Source organism: Roseomonas sp. GC11 (genome assembly GCF_024437745.1).
Classification (GTDB): Bacteria; Pseudomonadota; Alphaproteobacteria; order Acetobacterales; family Acetobacteraceae; genus Pseudoroseomonas.
Map to the genome: position 1 here is coordinate 24,045 of NZ_JANFNY010000028.1, position 17,395 is coordinate 41,439.

The following is a 17,395-nucleotide window of genomic DNA, read 5'->3' on the forward strand; positions in this document are numbered from 1 at the left end:
GCGTGAAGGCGCTCCGGGCCTCATGGCCCGGGAACGCCGCGGGGCGTGGCCGGTGCGGGGGCACTGGCCTGCTAATCGCGGACGTCATGACATTGTCGCTACCACAGCGCGGCAGGCTGACAAAAGAAAAACTCGCTGCGATTCGGCAACCAGTTGGTTCATATAGATATAAAAATGTCTTTATGAGACGCTTCAGGCGATCTCACGAACCAGCTTTGCGCGCAGCGCGCGGGCAAAATCTCCTCTGCCTTCCGCCACTTGCACGAAAGCGCCGGGGCCGCCGATGACCTCGCGGGCATAGCGCTCCGCCAGGTCCGGCCGGCCGCGCAGGATGGCCAGGGCGTTGATCACCACCCCCGCCTCCACCGCCGAATCGCGCGCCAGCGGGGCGGGGCGCAGGCCGCGGAGATCCGGCCCATCGCCTGAGACGTCGATCACCTGCCGCGCCGCCTCCACCGGGGCGGCGGCCAGCAGGGCGGCGGCGTGGTCGATGGCGTCGCCAATGGCGTTCCAGCTCTGCGGCGAGCGCGGCGCGGCCAGGAAGGCACCGGCCAGGGCCTCGGCCTCGGCCGGGCTGCCCACCACCTGCCAGGGCACCACCGTGGCCGCCCCGCCGGGGCTGCCCCATTCCACCATGGCGATGGCCACCCGGCCGAGCGCCCCGCCGCGGATCGCCGCCTGCACGGCGGGGTGGGTCACGGCCTCGGCGCAGCCCTCGCGCTGGAGGCGGAATTCCTCCGGCCCGATGCTGCCCGAGGCATCCACCGCCAGCACCAGCGCCACATCGACGGGAATGGGGGCGGGGGCGGACTGGGCGAGGGCGGGGGGCGTGGCGAGGCTGGGCAGGATCAGGCTGGGAAGGGCAAGGCGGGGCAGGGCAAGGCTGGGAAGGGCAAGGCGGGGCAAGGCGAGCAGATGGCGGCGCAACATCCTGTCGCTCCCTGTCGGTGGGGGAGCGAATCGTCCACGCCCGGCGGGGGGGCGGTCAAGCCCGAAGGGCGGAACGCCCCTCTGGCGGGCAATGCTGCCCTGGGCTTGGGCACAAGGGTGGGGCTTGTGTCGCAATCCGGCACGAAGCCGCGGCTTGGTGGCTTGCGCGAAGGGGCAATGCCTTGCTCAATTCCTAACGTGCCGGTCCGGCCCGGCGCTTGCGGGACCAGGACCCACCGCGCCGACCGGCACGCCGCGCAATGACCAAGGACGCCGGAAACAACGTGGCCGAACGCCCTGCCTCTGCTTTCGACGAGATGCGTGCCGATGGCGGCATCCGTCCCCCCTATGCCGAAATGGCCCGCTTCCTGGAAGCCACGGGTCAGGCTGCCCTGGACCAGAAGCGCCGCGAGGCGGAAGTGCTGTTCCGGCGCATCGGCGTCACCTTCGCCGTCTATACCGAGGGTGGTGACCCGGAACGGCTGATCCCCTTCGATGTCATCCCGCGCATCCTCTCGCGCGAGGAATGGGAGCGCCTGTCGAAGGGGCTGGAACAGCGCGTGCGCGCGCTGAACGCCTTCCTGGCCGATGTCTATGGCCCGAAGGAGATCCTCAAGGCCGGCCGCATCCCCGCCGAACTGGTGCTGGAGAATGAGGGCTACCTGAAGCAGATGGAGGGCTTCACCCCGCCGGGCGGGGTCTATACCGTCATCTCCGGCATCGACCTCGTGCGCACCGGGCCGGATGAATTCTATGTGCTGGAAGACAATTGCCGCACACCCTCCGGCGTTTCCTACATGCTGGAGAACCGCGAGGCGATGCTGCGCCTCTTCCCCGATCTCTTCACCGCGCACCGCATCGCCCCGGTCAACCACTACCCGGAGGAATTGCTGGAGACGCTGAAGAGCATTGCCCCCGCCACCTGCCAGGGTGACCCGAAGGTGGTGGTGCTGACCCCCGGCCCCTACAACAGCGCCTATTACGAGCATTCCTTCCTCGCCGACGAAATGGGCGTGGAGCTGGTGGAGGGCGCGGACCTCTTCGTGCGCGACCATGTGGTCTATATGCGCACCACCGCCGGGCCGCAGCGCGTCGATGTCATCTACCGTCGCATCGATGACGACTTCCTCGACCCCGAGGCCTTCCGCCCTGACAGCGTGCTGGGCGTGCCGGGCCTGATGGCGGCCTACAAGGCCGGCAATGTCGCCCTGGCCAATGCGCCGGGCGCCGGCATCGCCGATGACAAGGCGGTCTATCCCTTCGTGCCCGAGATGGTGCGCTTCTACCTGGGCGAGGAGCCGATCCTCTCCAACGTGCCCACCTTCATGTGCGAGCGCGAGGCGGATCGCGACTACGTCCTGGCCAATCTGGACAAGCTGGTGGTGAAGCTGGCGCGCGGCTCGGGCGGCTATGGCATGCTCGTCGGCCCGCACGCGACGCAGGAGCAGCGCGCCGATTTCGCCGCCCGCATCCAGGCCCGGCCCGGCGACTATATCGCGCAGCCGACGCTCGCCCTCTCCACCGTGCCGACGCTGTGCGAAAGCGGCATCGGCCCGCGCCATGTCGACCTGCGGCCCTTCGTGCTGTTCGGCAAGAGCGTGCGCATGGTCCCGGGCGGGCTGACGCGCGTGGCGCTGCGCGAGGGCTCGCTGGTGGTCAATTCCAGCCAGGGCGGCGGCACCAAGGACACCTGGGTGCTCGACGACGCGCCGCGCTGCCTCCAGGGCGCGGCCGCCCGCGGGAAGTCCTCCCAGACGCAGACGCAGACACAGACACAGACACAGACCCAGCCGGCCGGCGCCGTGCCCGGCCCCCTGCCCGGCCCCGGGGAGAACTGAAAAAAATGCTCTCCAGCACCGCCGATTGCCTGTTCTGGCTCGGCCGTTACTCCGAGCGCGCCGGCAATGTGGCGCGCGGCCTCGCCGCCACCCTGCGCATGGCGCTGCTCGCCAACCCGCTCAGCGCCGCTGATGAGGAATGGCGCGCGCTGATGATCGCCACCGGCTGCGAGCCGGGCTTCCGCCAGCGCCACCCCGTGCTGTCGCAGGACGCGGCCGTGCAGTGGCTGGCGCTGGACCCGGAGAACCCCTCCGGCATCGCCGCCTGTGTCGAGGCCGCGCGCCGCAACGCCCGCGCCGTCCGCACCGCGCTCACGGTGGATATGTGGGAGGCGATCAACGACACCTGGATCGAGTTCCGCCGCCTCGACTCCAGCGCCATCAAGGGCGACCGCCTGCCGGGCTTCCTGGACTGGGTGAAGTCCCGCACGCTGCTGTTCAACGGCGCCGCGGCGGACACCATGCTGCGCGACGATGCCTGGCGCTTCTGCCATCTCGGCACCATGCTGGAGCGGGCGGACAACACGGCGCGGCTGCTCGATGTGCGCCACGCCGCCTTCGCCAGCGATGCCGCCGCCGATGCCGCCAACTACGCCCAGTGGCAGGCGGTGCTGCGCTCCATCTCCGCGCTGCGCGCCTTCCAGCATGTCTATCACGCGCGGCTCAGCCCGGCGCCGGTGGCCGAACTGCTGATCCTGCGCCCCGAACTGCCGCGCTCCCTGCTCGCCTGCTACAGCCGCGTGGAGCAGACGCTGGAATCCATCGCCAAGGCCAATGGCGGCGGGCGCGGCGAGTGCCACCGCATGGCCGGCGCGCTGCATGCGCGGCTGCGCTATGGCCGCATCGATGCCGTGCTGGAGGGGGGGCTGCATGACTTCCTCACCGGCGTCATCGACCAGAACATGGTGCTGGGCCAGGAGATCGCGCGCTTCTACCTGAATGGCCGCCAGCCGTGACCTACTGCGTCGGCCTGTGGCTGGAGCGCGGGCTGGTGATGCTGTCCGACACCCGCACCAATGCGGGGGTCGACCACATCTCCACCTTCTCCAAGATGTACACGGCGACCGTGCCGGGGGAGCGCATGCTCTGCCTGCTCTCCGCCGGCAACCTGGCCATCACCCAGGCGGTGTGGAACCGCCTGGCCGAGGGCGTCATGCTGGAGGGGGAGCGGCACACGCTGCTCACCGTCCCCAGCATGTTCCGCGCGGCGCAGCTGGTGGGCGCCGCCATCCGCTCGGTCTTCGAGGCGGACGGGCCGGTGCTGAAGGCGCAGGGCGTGGGCTTCGATGTCTCGATCATGCTGGGCGGGCAGATCGCGGGCGGGCCGGTGCGGCTCTACCTCGTCTATGCCGCCGGCAATTTCATCGAGGCGACGGTCGACACGCCCTTCCTCCAGATCGGCGAGCACAAATACGGCAAGCCCATCCTCGACCGTGCCCTGACGCACCAGACGGGCCTGGAGGATGGCGTGAAGCTGACCCTCGTCAGCATGGACAGCACGCTGCGTTCCAACCTCACCGTCGGGCTGCCGCTGGACCTGCTGGTCTATGAGGCGGGGACGCAGGAGATCCGCCTGCAACGCCGCATCACCGAGGAAGACCCCTATTTCCGCGCCCTGCGCGAGGACTGGTCCACCGCCCTGCGCGAGGCCTATCGGCGGATGCCGGGGCCGGACTGGTTCTGAGGCCGCCGCGTGGCCGCGCGGGGGGGGATGGCCCGGCGTGCGGGCAATCCTCCCCCGGCGCCGCCCCCGGCGCCGCGGAGTGCATGGCCTGGCGGGGGGCGGAGCGGGTAAGGACGCGGCGGTGGCAGGCCTCCACCGCAGGCTGGCACCCTCGCCGCCGCTTCACGCCCTGGCCCTGAAAGGTTACGCGCAATGTCCCTGCCTGTGTGGCAAGCCAAGCTGGTTTTCTCGTCCGAGAACATGAAGGTGCTCTACCGGCCGGGAAAGACGGACTACGCGCTGGTGACCTTCTCCCATTCCAACTGGACGGGGGAGAGGCTGGACTACTGGGGGCGGCGCCTGGCGGATAATCTGGACCTGACCACGGTGGGCATCGTCGCCCGGCGGAATGACTGGTTCTGCAACCCCGACATGCCGGCCATCCTGGCCGCGGCGCGCGCGCGGCTGGCGGGCTTCCGCAAGGTCATCAGCTTCGGCTCCTCGATGGGCGGATATGCCGCCCTCAAGTTCAGCGCGGCGGTCGGGGCCAGCAGCGTGCTCTCCTTCGTGCCGCAATACTCGATCGCGCCGGCCGATGTCGGGGCTTTCGACCGCCGCTTCCTCAGCCACTACGAGCCCGCCCGGCATGACGGCATGCGCATCGAGGAAGCGGATGTGGCGCGCAACGCCTATGTCTTCCTCGACCCCAATTTCCGCATGGACCGCCGCAACGTCGAGATGATCCGGGCGCGGGCACCGCGCCTGCAAATGGTCCCGGCCCGCACGACGGGCCATTCCACGCTGGAACTCTTCGCCGGCACCGAGAAGACCGCGCGCCTCTTCGAGCTGGCGCTGGCGGAGGACCATGCCGGGATGCTGCGCTTCGCCGCCGAGTTGTCCGTGAACTCGCCGGTGCGGCGGCGCTACCTGACCAAGCGCCTGCTGCAGCGGCGGGGGCCGGAGGTTGGCCTGTCCTATTTCCGGCACTGGCGGGCGGATTTCGGCCATGGCCAGGGGGCGGTCATTCTCGCGGCCATCGCCCGGGCCTTCCTGGCCCAGGGGCGCGAGCGCGAGGCCCTGGCCTGCGCCACCGAGGGGCAGGCCCTGGCGCCGCAGAACAAGGGCATCCAGATGGTGCTGGACAGCCTGCGCCAGACGACGGCCTGACCGCGCGGGCCCGCGAGGCGCCGGGAGGGGCGGGGCGCCCTTGTGCAACCTTCCCCCGGCCCCAGCTGTCAGTCCATCATGGCCGCGCCGCACCCTGAGAGCTGGATCCGTGTCACCCCCGAGGGGCTCTATTGCGAGCCGGGGGATTTCCATATCGACCCGGCGCGGCCGGTGGCGCGCGCCATCATCAGCCACGGCCATGCGGATCATGCCCGGCCGGGGCATGACGCGGTGCTGGCCACGCCGGAGACGCTGGCCATCATGGCCGCGCGGCTGGGCGAGGGGGGCGCGGGGCGGCGGCCCATGCCGCTCGGCTACCGCCAGCCGCTGGTGCAGAACGGGGTGCGCGTCACCCTGGTGCCGGCCGGGCATGTGCTCGGCTCGGCGCAGGTGGTGCTGGAGTGGCAGGGCAGCCGCATCGTCGTCTCGGGCGACTACAAGCGCCAGCCGGACCCCACCTGCGCGCCCTTCGAGCCGGTGGCCTGCGACGTCTTCGTCACCGAGGCGACCTTCGCCCTGCCGGTCTTCCGCCACCCGCCGGCCGGGCAGGAGGTGCGGCGGCTGCTGGACAGCGTGGCGCTGTTTCCGGGGCGGGCGCATCTCGTCGGCTGCTATGCCCTCGGCAAGTGCCAGCGGCTGATCGCCCTGCTGCGCGCGGCGGGGTGGGAGCGGCCGATCCACCTGCATGGCGCCCAGGCGGCGATGTGCGCGCTCTATGCGCGCTTCGGCGTGGCGCTGGGCGAGCTCCGCCCCGTGCCGCGGCCGGAGCGCCGGGGGGAGGGCGTGCTGGCCGGGGAGATCGTGCTGGCCCCGCCCTCGGCCGCCGCCACCCCCTGGGCGCGCCGCCTGGCGGAGCCGGTGACGGCGCTGGCCTCCGGCTGGATGCGCGTGCGGCAGCGCGCCAGGGCGCGCGGGGTGGAACTGCCCCTCGTGCTCAGCGACCACGCGGATTGGGATGACCTGCTCCACACCATCGCCGAGACCGCCGCCCCCGAGGTCTGGGTGACGCATGGGCGGGAGGAGGCGCTGATCCACGCTCTGGCGGCGCGCGGCGTGCGCGGCCGCGCCCTGCACCTGATCGGCCGCGAGGAGGAGGAGGAGGCGCCGCCGCCCGAGGCGCCCGAGGCGGAGGCCCCCGCCGCCATGGGGCTGGCATGAGCCTGCCCGCCTTCGCCGAATTGCTGGAGCGCCTGCTCTTCTCCCCTGGCCGCAACGCCAAGCTGGCCCTGCTGCGCCGCTGGTTCGCCACCCAGCCGGACCCGGAGCGCGGCCTGGGTCTCGCCGCCCTCGCCGGCGAATTGTCCTTCAGCACCGCCAGGCCCGCCCTGGTGCGGGACTTGGTGGCGACGCGGGTGGACCCGGTGCTGCTGGCCTGGAGCCATGACTATGTGGGCGATTTCGCCGAGACGGTGGCGCTGATCTGGCCCGAGCCGCCGGAGCGCCCCAACCGCCCGCCCCCCGCGCTGTCCGAGGTGGTGGAGGCGCTGGAACTGGCGCCGCGCGCCGGGGTGCCGGCGCTGCTGGAGGGCTGGCTGGACGTGCTGGAGCCCGGCGGCCGGCTGGCGCTGATCAAGCTGGTGACGGGGGGGCTGCGCGTCGGTGCCTCCGGCCGGCTGGCGCGGCAGGCGCTGGCCGAATGGTCCGGCCAGCCCATCGAGGAGCTGGAAGAAGTCTGGCACGGCCTGGCGCCGCCTTACCGCCCGCTCTTCGCCTGGCTGGAAGGGCAGGGGCCGCGCCCGGACCCGCGGGACGCGCCGGTCTTCCGCTCCCCCATGCTGGCGCAGCCGCTGGAGGAGGCGGAGGCCGCCGCGCTGGACCCCGCCGCCTTCCGCGCCGAGTGGAAATGGGATGGCATCCGCGTGCAGGCCGCCGCCGGCCCGGGCGGGCGCCGCCTGTGGTCGCGCAGCGGCGAGGATATCTCCCCGGCCTTCCCCGAGATCCTGGAGGCCATGGACTTCCACGCCGTGCTGGATGGCGAGCTGCTGGTGGTGCGGGAAGGCGTGGTGGCCCCCTTCGCCGATCTCCAGCAGCGGCTGAACCGCAAGCTGGTCAGCGCCCGGATGCTGCGGGACTTCCCGGTGGCGCTGCGGCTCTACGACATGCTGTTCGAGGCGGGGGAGGATCTGCGCCCCTTGCCCTTCGACACCCGCCGGGCGCGGCTGGAGGCATGGTTCGCCCGCACGCATCCGGCGCGGATGGATCTTTCCCCCCAGCTGGCCTTTGCCTCTGTGCCGCAGCTGCGGGCGCTGCGCGAGGGCGCCCGCGCGGCGGGCATCGAGGGGCTGATGCTGAAGCGCGCCGATGCCCCCTATCTCGCCGGCCGGCCGAAGGGGCTGTGGTGGAAGTGGAAGCGTGCCCCGCTCACGGTGGATGCCGTGCTGATGTATGCCCAGCGCGGCCATGGCCGGCGCAGCAGCAGCTACAGCGACTACACCTTCGGCCTGTGGCGTGCGGATGGGGAGCTGGTGCCGGTGGGCAAGGCATACTCCGGCTACACGGACCGGGAACTGGTCTGGCTGGACCGCTGGATCCGCGCCCATACCACCGCGCGCTTCGGCCCGGTGCGCGAGGTGGAGAAGGCGCTGGTGCTGGAAGTGGCCTTCGATGCCGCGCAATTCTCCTCCCGCCACAAATCCGGTGTGGCCCTGCGCTTCCCCCGCATCGCGCGGCTGCGCCCGGACAAGCCGGCGGCCGAGGCGGACCGCCTGGAGACCCTGCTGGCCCTGGTGGAACACTGAGGCGGGGAACACTGAAGGCGGGGTCTGGGGTGGCCCTGCCACCCCAGCGCTTTCTTCCTGCCGGGCGACAAGGCGCGGCCCCGGCTTTTTTCCCTCAACCCGCGCCTGTCCGGCGCGTTCCCCTGTCCATGCGGCGGCAGGAGAGAGCGCGATGCTGAAATGGGCCCTGATCTTCCTGGTGATCTCGGTGGTGGCCGGTGCCCTGGGTTTCACCGGCGTCTCGGCGGTGGCGGGCCGTGTGGCGAAGATCATCTTCGGGATCTTCCTGCTGCTCTTCGTCATCGTGCTGGTGATGGCGGTGATGGCCGGCGAGCTGATCTTCTGAAAAAATCCTGTGTCTCCGCCTGTTGACGGCGGCGCCGCGCCGGATTATTTCCCGCGCCACCCCGCACCGGACGGTGAGGGGTAAGAGACTGTGGCGGCCTTAGCTCAGTTGGTAGAGCGCCAGGTTGTGGTCTTGGATGTCACGGGTTCGAGTCCCGTAGGTCGCCCCACTCTTTCAAAAAGGCCCTCCGCCCCGCGGAGGGCCTTTTTTGTTGCGGCTGTCACATCCCCGCCGGCCCGGCGGGCGGGGCGCGCCCCACCCCCCCCACTGGCCGCCCGCTTACCGCACCCGCTTACCGCACCCGGTCCAGCAGCATGACGATGCCGCCCGCCACCAGCCCCCAGAAGGCAGCGCCAATGCCGAACAGCGCCAGCCCCGAGGCCGTGGTGGTGAAAGTGAGGATGGCCGGCAGGCGGTTGCGCTCATCGGCCAGGGCGCCGGTCAGCGCGCCGCCCAGGCTGGCCAGCAGCGCCAGCCCCGCCACCGTCTGGATCAGCAGCGGCGGCGAGGCGGCGATGAAGGCCACCGCGAAGCTCGCCCCCAGCCCCAGCACCACATAGCAGGCCCCGCCCGCCACGGCCGAGACCCAGCGCCGCCCGCGATCCGGGTGCGAGTCCGGCCCGGCGCAGAGCGCGGCGGTGATGGCGGCGAGGTTCAGCGAATGCCCGCCGAAGGGGGCGATCACCAGGCTGGCCAGCCCCGTGGCGGTGAAGATCGGCCCCGGCTCCGGCCGGTAGCCATTGGCATGCAGCACGGCGAGGCCCGGCACGTTCTGCGAGGCCATGGTGACCAGGAAGAGCGGCAGCCCGATGCTGATGGCGGCGCTGGCCGAGAAATGCGGCGTCACCCATTCCAGCCGGGGCAGGATATCGGCCAGCGCGCCCTGCGGCAGCGGCGTGGCCAGCACGATCAGCACCGCGGCCACCGCCACGGCGACCGGCACGGCATAGAGCCGGGCGAAGCGCCAGGCCAGCGCCCAGGCCAGGATCACCGGCAGCGCCAGCATCGGCATGGCGCCCACCGCCCGCATGGGGGCAAGGCAGATCTCCAGCAGGATGCCGGCCAGCATGGCATTGGCGAGGCTCGGCGGAATGGCCGAGACGGTGCGGCCGAAGGGCTTCCACAGCCCGGCCAGGATGATCAGCAGCGCCGCCACCACGAAGGCGCCAGCCGCCGTGGCGAAGCCGCCCTCCGGCAGGCCGGTGGCCACCAGCAGCGCCGCCCCCGGCGTGGACCAGGCGGTGATGATGGGCATGCGCCGCCGCCAGCTCAGCCAGGGCGCCACAAGGCCCTGCACGACGCAGAGGGCCAGCAGGCCGGAAGCCGCCTGCCCCGGCGTCGCGCCCATGGCGCGGAAGCCCTGCAGCACGATGGTGAAGGAACTGGCGAAGCCCACAATGGCCGCCAGCGTGCCGGCCACCACGGGTTGCAGAAGGCCCGTCTTTGGCGCGGGCTCGGTCGTCATACGGGTCTTGTCCTGGTCTGGCGTTGGGCGGGGGAAGCTATCGCCATCCGGGATTCGATCAACGGGCGGTTTGCGGGGGGCTGGGGTGAAAGAAAGAGAGGAGAAATGTTCTTTTTTGGAAAAAAGAACCAAAAAACTTTTTTCTGTTGAGGAAGCGTCATGGAAGCATCATCGAACCGTCATCGGCTCGTCGCGTTGCGCGGTGTTCATGCGCCCGTGGCGCTCACCCCGGGGCGCCGCTGCCTGAGCGGGACGAGACATCACCATGAGCGACACCAACCAGCCTGCCGCGCGCGAGCGCATCGAGCTTGAGGATATCGGCAGCAATCCCAGCCCGGAGCAGACCATCGGCAGCCTGATCGCCCGCCGCCTCTCCCGCCGCGCGGCACTGCGCGGGTTGATGGGCAGCGCCGCCGGGTTGACCTTCGCCGATCAGCTCCTGGCCTCCGCCACGCCGGCCGCCGCCCAGGCGCCGGCCCCGGCCGCCTCGCCCTCCAGCCTCGGCTTCCGCGAGATCGCCCACCAGCTCACCGAGCGCGACGCGGTGCCGGAAGGCTACGAGATCCAGCCCGTGATCCGCTGGGGCGACGCCGTGCTGCCCGACGCCCCGGCCTTCGACCCGCAGCGGCAGAGCGCCGCCGCCCAGGCGACGCAGTTCGGCTACAACAACGATTTCATCGAGTTCTTCCCGCTGCCGCGCGGCAGCCGCAGCGGCACCCACGGCCTGCTGGCGGTGAACCACGAATACACCGATCCGCACCTGATGTTCCCCGGCCTGACCGATGAGGAAGCCGCCCGCCAGAAGCCGACGCGCGAGCAGGCGCTGACCGAGATGGCGGCGCATGGCATGTCGGTGGTGGAGATCCGGCGCGAGAATGGCCGCTGGGCGCCGGTGCGCGAAAGCCGCCTGAACCGCCGCATCACCGCCGAAACGCCGATCCGCATCAGCGGCCCGGCCGCCGGCCACCCCCGCCTGCGCACCCAGGCCGACCCCAGCGGGCGCCAGGTGCTCGGCACCCTCAACAACTGCGCCGGCGGCAGCACCCCCTGGGGCACGGTGCTGACGGCGGAGGAGAACTTCAACCAGTATTTCGGAGGCGCCGCCGCCGAGACGGGCGCGCAGGCCGCCGCCTACAAGCGCTACGGCATCGTCGCCAAGGCCGGCTATGGCTGGGGCCAGCATGTCGGGCGCTTCAACCTCGACATCGAGCCGAATGAGCCGAACCGCTTCGGCTGGATCGTCGAATACGACCCGTATGATCCCGACAGCGTGCCGGTGAAGCGCACCGCCCTCGGCCGCTTCAAGCATGAGGGCTGCACCTACGCCATCTCCGCCGATGGGCGCGTGGTGTTCTACTCGGGCGATGATGAGCGGTTTGACTATGTCTACAAGTTCGTCACCGCCCGGCCCTGGAACCCGAACGACCCCGCCGCCAACCGCGACCTGATGGACGAGGGCACGCTCTACGTCGCCCGCTTCCTGGATGACGGGCGGATGGAGTGGCTGCCGCTGGTGCATGGCCAGGGCCCGCTGACCGAGGCCAATGGCTTCGCCAGCCAGGCGGATGTGCTGATCGAGACGCGCCGCGCCGCCGACCTGCTGAAGGCCACGCCCATGGACCGGCCGGAGGATGTGCAGCCCAACCCGGCCAATGGCCGCGTCTATGCGATGCTGACCAACAACACCCGCCGCAAGCCGGAACAGGTGGACAGGATCAACCCGCGCCCGAGCAACGCGCATGGCCACGTGATCGAGATGATCCCGCCCGGCGCCGGCACGGACAGGGTGGACCACGCCGCCACCGAGGGGCGGTGGGAGATCTTCCTCATCGCCGGCCGGCCCGGCGTCGATGCGGGCGCGCAGTATCACCAGGGGACCAGCGCCGAGGGCTGGCTCTCCTGCCCCGACAACTGCGCCTTCGATGCCAAGGGCCGCATCTGGATCGCCACCGACGGCGCCCCCGGCACCTCCAAGGTGGCCGATGGCCTCTATGCCGCCGATACCTCCGGCCCCGGGCGCGGGCTGACGAAGCTGTTCTACCAGGCCCCGACCGGGGCTGAGGTCTGCGGGCCCTGCTTCACCCCGGATGATGAGACGGTCTTCCTCTCCATCCAGCATCCGGGGGATGACAAGGGCAGCAACTTCGCCAGCCCCTCCACCCGCTGGCCGGATTTCAACCCGGCCATGCCGCCGCGGCCCAGCGTCATCGCCATCACCCGCAAGGGGGGCGGGGTGATCGGGAGCTGAGGCGGCGGTAGAAGACCAGGGGGCGCTGCCCCCTGGACCCCCGCCAGGAGGCTGAGCCTCCTGGACCTCGCGGCCGAAATCCGCGGGCGAATCGGGGGGGGACTTTTTTTTGCGGCGCGCTGAGGCAATCTGACCGGCATGAACCGGGCCTTCCCCCCCCGGCAGCGGCCGCGCGCGGCCCTGCCGGACCTCATCCCCTCCAGCCACACCACGCTGCGCCGGGTGGCGGGCTTCGCCCTGCTCGGCCTGTCGCTCTGGCTGGTCTCGGTGCTGGCGCTGTTCCGCGTCATCATGCGGTTCTTCTCCTGATGCCGGCCGAGACGCTGTCCCGCCTGCGCGACGAGGCGCGGCGCCTGCGGGGCGGGCTGCTCATCCTCCTCGCCCTGCCGCTGCTGCCCACCCTCCTGCTCGCGCTCATCCAGGGGTCCGGGCGGCAGATCACCGGGCTGCTGCTGGGGCTGCTGCTGCTGGCCACCGCGATCCGCACCCTGCGGCGCAGCCTGAAGCGGCGGCATGGGCGGCGCGCGGCCGTCATGGTGGGGGTGGCCACGGCGCTGCTCGCCGTGATGGTGGCCGGGGTGCCTGTGCCCGGTGGCATCGGCTTCGGCCTGATCGCCGGCTTCGGCGCCCGCCTGCTCTATGTCCGGCCGAAGGAGGAGGAGGCGGAGGAGGAGGCCGCGCGGGCCGAGCCCCCGCCGCCCGAAGCCGCCGCCCCGCCGCCGCCGGACCTGCTGGAGGTGCCGCGCGCGCGCCTCGCCGGACTGGCCGCCGCCGATGCGCGGCTGCGCCCGGCCGTGGCGGCGCTGCGCGACCTGCTGGCCGAGCTGGCCCTGCGCCCGGCGCAGCTGCATGAGGCGCGGCGCTTCCTCAACCTGCAACTGGACGGGCTGGAGCGCATCGACACCCGCCTGCGCGCCGGGGCCGAGCCGCCGGAGAGCCTGCCCCTGCTGGTGGAGGACATGGCGCGCGGCAGCCTGCAGATGCGCGACCGCCTGCGCGCCGCCGAGACCGAGGCGCTGGAAATCCAGGTGAAGGTGCTGGCCGACCGCCTGCGCCAGGAGGGCTATGCATCATGAGCGGCGACATGACCCGGGAGGCGGCGGCCACCATTCCGCCCGCGCGCGTTGAGGAACTCGCCGCCGGGATTGATCTGCGCGACCCCTCGACCATCCTGCGCTTCGGCGCGGAGGCGCAGAACCGCGCGGCGGCGGCGGCGGATGCCATGCTCGGCGCCGCGCGCAACCAGGCGACGGGGGAGGCGGGGGATGCCCTCTCCGGCCTGCTCGCCACGCTGCGCGGCTTCGATGTGACGCAGCTCGGGGAAAAACCCTCCTGGCTCGCCCGCCTCTTCCAGCGCGGCAAGGCCGAGGCGGTGGCGATCCTCCAGCGCTATGAGACGGTGCGCAGCCAGATCGAGGTGATCGGCGACCGGCTCGATGGCCACCGCACCCGGCTGCTGGAGGATGTGGAGCGGCTGGAGCGCCTCTATGGCGCCACGCTGGAGTGGTTCCACGCCCTGGCCGAGCATATCGCCGCGGGCGAGGCGGTGCTGGCCCGCACCGATGCCGAGGCCATTCCCGCCGCCGAGCGCGCCGCCGCCGACCCGGCCGATACCCTGGCGCCGCAGCGGCTGCGCGACCTGCGCGCCGCGCGGGATGAGCTGGACCGCCGCGTGCACGACCTGCGCCTGACGCGGCAGGTGGCGATGCAATCCCTGCCCGGGCTGCGGCTGATCCAGGAGAATGACAAGGCGCTGGCCGCCAAGATCCATTCCGTCCTGGCCAATACCGTGCCGCTGTGGCGGACGCAGCTGGCGCAGGCGCTGGCCATCCAGACCATGCGCGAGGCCGGGCAGGCGGTGCGCGCCGCGACGGACCTGACCAACCGCCTGCTCACCGCCAATGCGGAGACGCTGCGCCAGGGCAATGCCGAGGCGCGTGTGGAGCTGGAGCGCGGCGTCTTCGACATCGCCGCCGTGAAGCAGGCCAATGCCGCCCTGGTGGCCACCCTGGAGGACAGCCTGCGCATCGCCGAGGAGGGCCGCGCCGCCCGCCGCCAGGCGACGGAGGAACTGGTCAAGGCCGAGGCCGAGATCCGCCGCGCCCTCTCCGCCGCCCGCCCCGCGCCCCGGACATAGCGCCGCCCGGGAAAAGTTTTTTGGTTCTTTTTTCCAAAAAAGAACGCTTCTTCTCTCCCCCCTTGACCGCGCTGCCCTGCGGGTCTCCCATTCCTTCCGTCCAAGAAACAGGGGGGAGCAACCCGATGCGTGGCTGGGCCGTGATCGAGTGCGGGGAACCGCTGCAGAATGTCGAGCTTTCCATGCCCGACCCGGTGGGCGAGGAGGTGCTGGTCGAGGTGACGCATTGCGGCGTCTGCCATTCCGACCTGCATATCTGGGAGGGCAGCTACGACCTGGGCAGCCGGGGCAAGATGTCGCTGAAGGACCGTGGCGTGGTGCTGCCGCTGGCGATGGGCCATGAGGTGGTGGGCCGCGTCGTCAGGCTGGGCCCGGAGGCGAAGGGCGTGGCGGTGGGCGACCTGCGGATTGTCTTCCCCTGGCTGGGCTGCGGCAAATGCGCGCGCTGCCAGGCGGGCGAGGACAATATGTGCGCCGTGGCGGCGCGCAGCCTGGGCGTCTTCCAGCATGGTGGTTATGCGACGCATGTGATGGCGCGCAGCCCGCGCCACCTCGTGGCCTTTGACGGGCTGGACCCGGCGGTGGCCGCCACCTATGCCTGTTCCGGCATCACCGTCTATTCCGCCATCCGCAAGGTGATGCCGATGCCGCCGGAGGCGCCGGTGGTGGTGGTGGGCGCGGGCGGCCTTGGCCTGAACGCGATCGAGATGCTGAAGGCGCTGGGCCACAAGCGCATCGTCGTCGTCGATATCTCCGCCGAGAAGCTGGAACTGGCCCAGCGCGCCGGCGCCTCGGACATCGTGCAGGCGGGCGGTGACGACACCACGGCGCGCCTCATCGCCGCCTGTGGCGGGCCGGTGGAGGCGGTGATCGACCTTGTCAACGGCACCAGCACGGCGCGCTTCGCCTTCGACGCGCTGGCCAAGGGCGGCAAGCTGATCCAGGTCGGCCTGTTCGGCGGCGAGCTGAACCTGCCCCTGCCGCTGATGGCCACCAAGGCGCTGACGGTGCGCGGCAGTTATGTCGGCAATCCGCAGGAACTGCGCGAGGTGGTGGAACTGGCGCAGCAGGGCAAGCTTTCCCCGCTGCCGGTGAGCACCGAGCCGGTGGAGCAGGTCAATCTCGTGCTGAACCGCCTGCGCGATGGCAAGGTGCAGGGCCGGGTGGTGCTGACCGCCGCCTGAGTTTTTCCTGCAAAACGCTCGCCTTCCCATAGGCGTCCCGCTTCATCCCTGAAGTGGGACGCCAGACCGGAAAAGTCTTTTTGCTTCTTTTTCTTCAGAAAAAGAAGAATCTTTCTACAAAAGCTTCTCCACCCAGCGCGCCCAGCCGAGCAGCGCCGCATCCTTCCCCTGCGGCGCGACGAGCTGCACGCCGAGCGGCATGCCCGCCGCCCCGGTACCGGCGGGCAGGCTGATGCAGGGGCCATGCAGCGCCGTCCACAGCGCGTTGCACACCGGCTCGCCGGTGGAGGACAGCCCGGGCGGTGCCTCGCCGGGGGCGGAGGCCGTCAGCAGGAGGTCGAAGCCGCTCATGGCGCTGGCGAAGGTGGCGCGGGCGGTGGCGAAGGCCGCGCGCGCCTCCTGGAGCGCCGTGGCGGGGTGGCTTTCGGCCCAGTCCAGCCGCTCATTCAGCGTGGCGGAGATCTGGCCGCGGGCCGCCATGCGTTCCCAGGCCAGTGCCTGGGCGCTCTCGCCATTCATCACCAGGGCATGGGCGGCATCGGCGGCGCGCAGGGCGGGGGGCAGGGTGAAGCTTTCCACCCGTGCCCCGGCGCGGGCCAGGGCGGCGGCCACGCGCTCCAGCAGGGCCAGGGTGTCGGGGCTCAGCCGGTCCTCGGCCGGGCCGGGGCAGAAGGCGATGCGCGGCGCGCCTTCCGGCAGGGCGGAGAAATCCAGCCCCGTCAGCGCCCCGGCGAAGAGGGCGCAATCGGCCACCCCGCGCCCGAAGACGCCGATGGTGTCGAGGCTTTCGCTCATCACCTTCATGCCGGCGCGGTGGATCAGGCCGAAGCCGGGCTTGAAGCCGGTGACGCCGCAATAGGCCGCCGGGCGCAGGATGGAGCCCGCCGTCTGCGTGCCGAAGGCAAGGGGGAAGAAGCCCGCCGCCACCCCCGCCGCCGAGCCCTGGCTTGAGCCGCCGGGGGTGCGCGCCGGGTCATGCGGGTTGGTGGTGGGGCCGGGCTGGCGGGTGGCGAATTCGGTGGTGACAGTCTTGCCCATCACCACCGCCCCGGCGGCGCGGGCGAGGGCGACGGCGGCGGCATCGGCGCGCGGGCGGTGCCCGGCCCAGATGGGCGAGCCGTATTCCGCCGGCTGCTCCGCCGTGTCCAGCACGTCCTTCACGCCGAGGGGCAGGCCGTGCAGCGGGCCGGGCCGCAGGGCGGGGCTGGTGGCATCCTGGCGCACGCGCTCCGGCTCCAGCGTCACGAAGGCCCGGACCGTGGCCTCGCGCGCGGCGATGCGCGCCAGGCAGGCCTCGGCGAGGGCGGCGGGGGAGAGGCTGCCGGCGGCGATGCGCCGCGCGGCCTCGGTGGCGGGGAGATCGGCGGGATCGGTCATGCCGGGGATGCTAGACCGCGTGGCGGGTGGGGCATAGATGGCGGGGCGGAGGAGAGTGGGGGCGCCCCGCTTGCCCGGCGCGCTGGCCCGGTGCGCCTGCCCGATCGGCCTGCTTGACCATCCGGCGCGTGGCGCGGCAGGCTCTGCGCGCCATGACCCCGAGCCGCGCCCCGCACGCCCGACGCACCACCCGACGCCGCGGGATCCGCGGTGGCGTGGCCCTGTGCCCGGTGCGCGGAGGAAGGGAAGGAGAGGGATAGCCTCCCGCTCGCCCCGCCCTCCCTCCGGGAGACTGGAACGCCCCGTGACAGCCGTCGCGGGGC

At 71.7% G+C, this 17,395-nt stretch carries 15 protein-coding genes and 1 tRNA gene; 13 read left to right on the forward strand and 3 right to left on the reverse strand.

Annotated features, from left to right (window positions below):
- Positions 1-192: 192 nt before the first annotated feature.
- Positions 193-930 (reverse strand): DUF1194 domain-containing protein, encoded by a 738-nt coding sequence (locus NON00_RS10805; protein ID WP_256020566.1) that lies wholly within the window; start codon positions 928-930, stop codon positions 193-195.
- Positions 931-1,247: 317 nt separating this feature from the next.
- On the opposite strand from NON00_RS10805, the gene NON00_RS10810 reads away from it, so the two are divergent.
- From NON00_RS10810 to NON00_RS10845, 8 genes are all read left to right on the forward strand, one after another.
- A complete protein-coding gene (locus NON00_RS10810; RefSeq protein ID WP_256020647.1) occupies positions 1,248-2,768 on the forward strand; it encodes a circularly permuted type 2 ATP-grasp protein in 1,521 nt (506 codons plus the stop codon).
- Between the two features lie 5 nt (positions 2,769-2,773).
- A complete protein-coding gene (locus tag NON00_RS10815) occupies positions 2,774-3,724 on the forward strand; it encodes an alpha-E domain-containing protein (RefSeq protein ID WP_256020570.1) in 951 nt (316 codons plus the stop codon).
- Positions 3,721-4,452: a peptidase gene (locus NON00_RS10820; RefSeq protein WP_256020573.1), complete on the forward strand. Its 732-nt coding sequence runs from the start codon at positions 3,721-3,723 to the stop codon at positions 4,450-4,452. Before NON00_RS10815 ends, NON00_RS10820 begins: the two co-directional genes overlap by 4 nt.
- Positions 4,453-4,644: 192 nt before the next feature.
- Entirely contained in the window at positions 4,645-5,598 is a 954-nt protein-coding gene (locus tag NON00_RS10825; protein WP_256020576.1) for a hypothetical protein, read from the forward strand.
- Between the two features lie 78 nt (positions 5,599-5,676).
- A complete protein-coding gene (locus NON00_RS10830; RefSeq protein WP_256020578.1) occupies positions 5,677-6,756 on the forward strand; it encodes a ligase-associated DNA damage response exonuclease in 1,080 nt (359 codons plus the stop codon).
- Positions 6,753-8,336, forward strand: a complete 1,584-nt coding sequence (locus NON00_RS10835) for a cisplatin damage response ATP-dependent DNA ligase (RefSeq protein ID WP_256020581.1) — start codon at positions 6,753-6,755, stop codon at positions 8,334-8,336. The genes NON00_RS10830 and NON00_RS10835 overlap by 4 nt, the downstream gene beginning before the upstream one ends.
- Positions 8,337-8,487: 151 nt before the next feature.
- On the forward strand, positions 8,488-8,661 hold the full coding sequence (locus NON00_RS10840; protein WP_256020583.1) for a DUF1328 domain-containing protein: 174 nt from the start codon (positions 8,488-8,490) through the stop codon (positions 8,659-8,661).
- A 93-nt stretch (positions 8,662-8,754) separates the two neighbouring features.
- Positions 8,755-8,830 (forward strand) — tRNA-His (locus tag NON00_RS10845).
- A gap of 123 nt (positions 8,831-8,953) precedes the next feature.
- Here the strand turns inward: NON00_RS10845 and NON00_RS10850 are convergent.
- Complete coding sequence (locus NON00_RS10850; RefSeq protein ID WP_256020586.1) at positions 8,954-10,126, reverse strand: benzoate/H(+) symporter BenE family transporter; 1,173 nt, start codon at positions 10,124-10,126, stop codon at positions 8,954-8,956.
- A 265-nt stretch (positions 10,127-10,391) separates the two neighbouring features.
- On the opposite strand from NON00_RS10850, the gene NON00_RS10855 reads away from it, so the two are divergent.
- From NON00_RS10855 to NON00_RS10875, 5 genes are all read left to right on the forward strand, one after another.
- On the forward strand, positions 10,392-12,374 hold the full coding sequence (locus NON00_RS10855; protein WP_256020588.1) for a PhoX family phosphatase: 1,983 nt from the start codon (positions 10,392-10,394) through the stop codon (positions 12,372-12,374).
- A 138-nt stretch (positions 12,375-12,512) separates the two neighbouring features.
- Positions 12,513-12,683: a hypothetical protein gene (locus NON00_RS10860; protein ID WP_256020591.1), complete on the forward strand. Its 171-nt coding sequence runs from the start codon at positions 12,513-12,515 to the stop codon at positions 12,681-12,683.
- Positions 12,683-13,450: a hypothetical protein gene (locus NON00_RS10865; RefSeq protein ID WP_256020594.1), complete on the forward strand. Its 768-nt coding sequence runs from the start codon at positions 12,683-12,685 to the stop codon at positions 13,448-13,450. The genes NON00_RS10860 and NON00_RS10865 overlap by 1 nt, the downstream gene beginning before the upstream one ends.
- A complete protein-coding gene (locus tag NON00_RS10870; RefSeq protein WP_256020597.1) occupies positions 13,447-14,511 on the forward strand; it encodes a toxic anion resistance protein in 1,065 nt (354 codons plus the stop codon). Before NON00_RS10865 ends, NON00_RS10870 begins: the two co-directional genes overlap by 4 nt.
- 125 nt (positions 14,512-14,636) lie before the next feature.
- On the forward strand, positions 14,637-15,695 hold the full coding sequence (locus NON00_RS10875; RefSeq protein ID WP_256020601.1) for an alcohol dehydrogenase: 1,059 nt from the start codon (positions 14,637-14,639) through the stop codon (positions 15,693-15,695).
- Positions 15,696-15,809: 114 nt separating this feature from the next.
- Here the strand turns inward: NON00_RS10875 and NON00_RS10880 are convergent, their stop codons facing one another.
- Positions 15,810-17,072: an amidase gene (locus NON00_RS10880; protein WP_256020604.1), complete on the reverse strand. Its 1,263-nt coding sequence runs from the start codon at positions 17,070-17,072 to the stop codon at positions 15,810-15,812.
- Positions 17,073-17,395 lie beyond the last annotated feature (323 nt).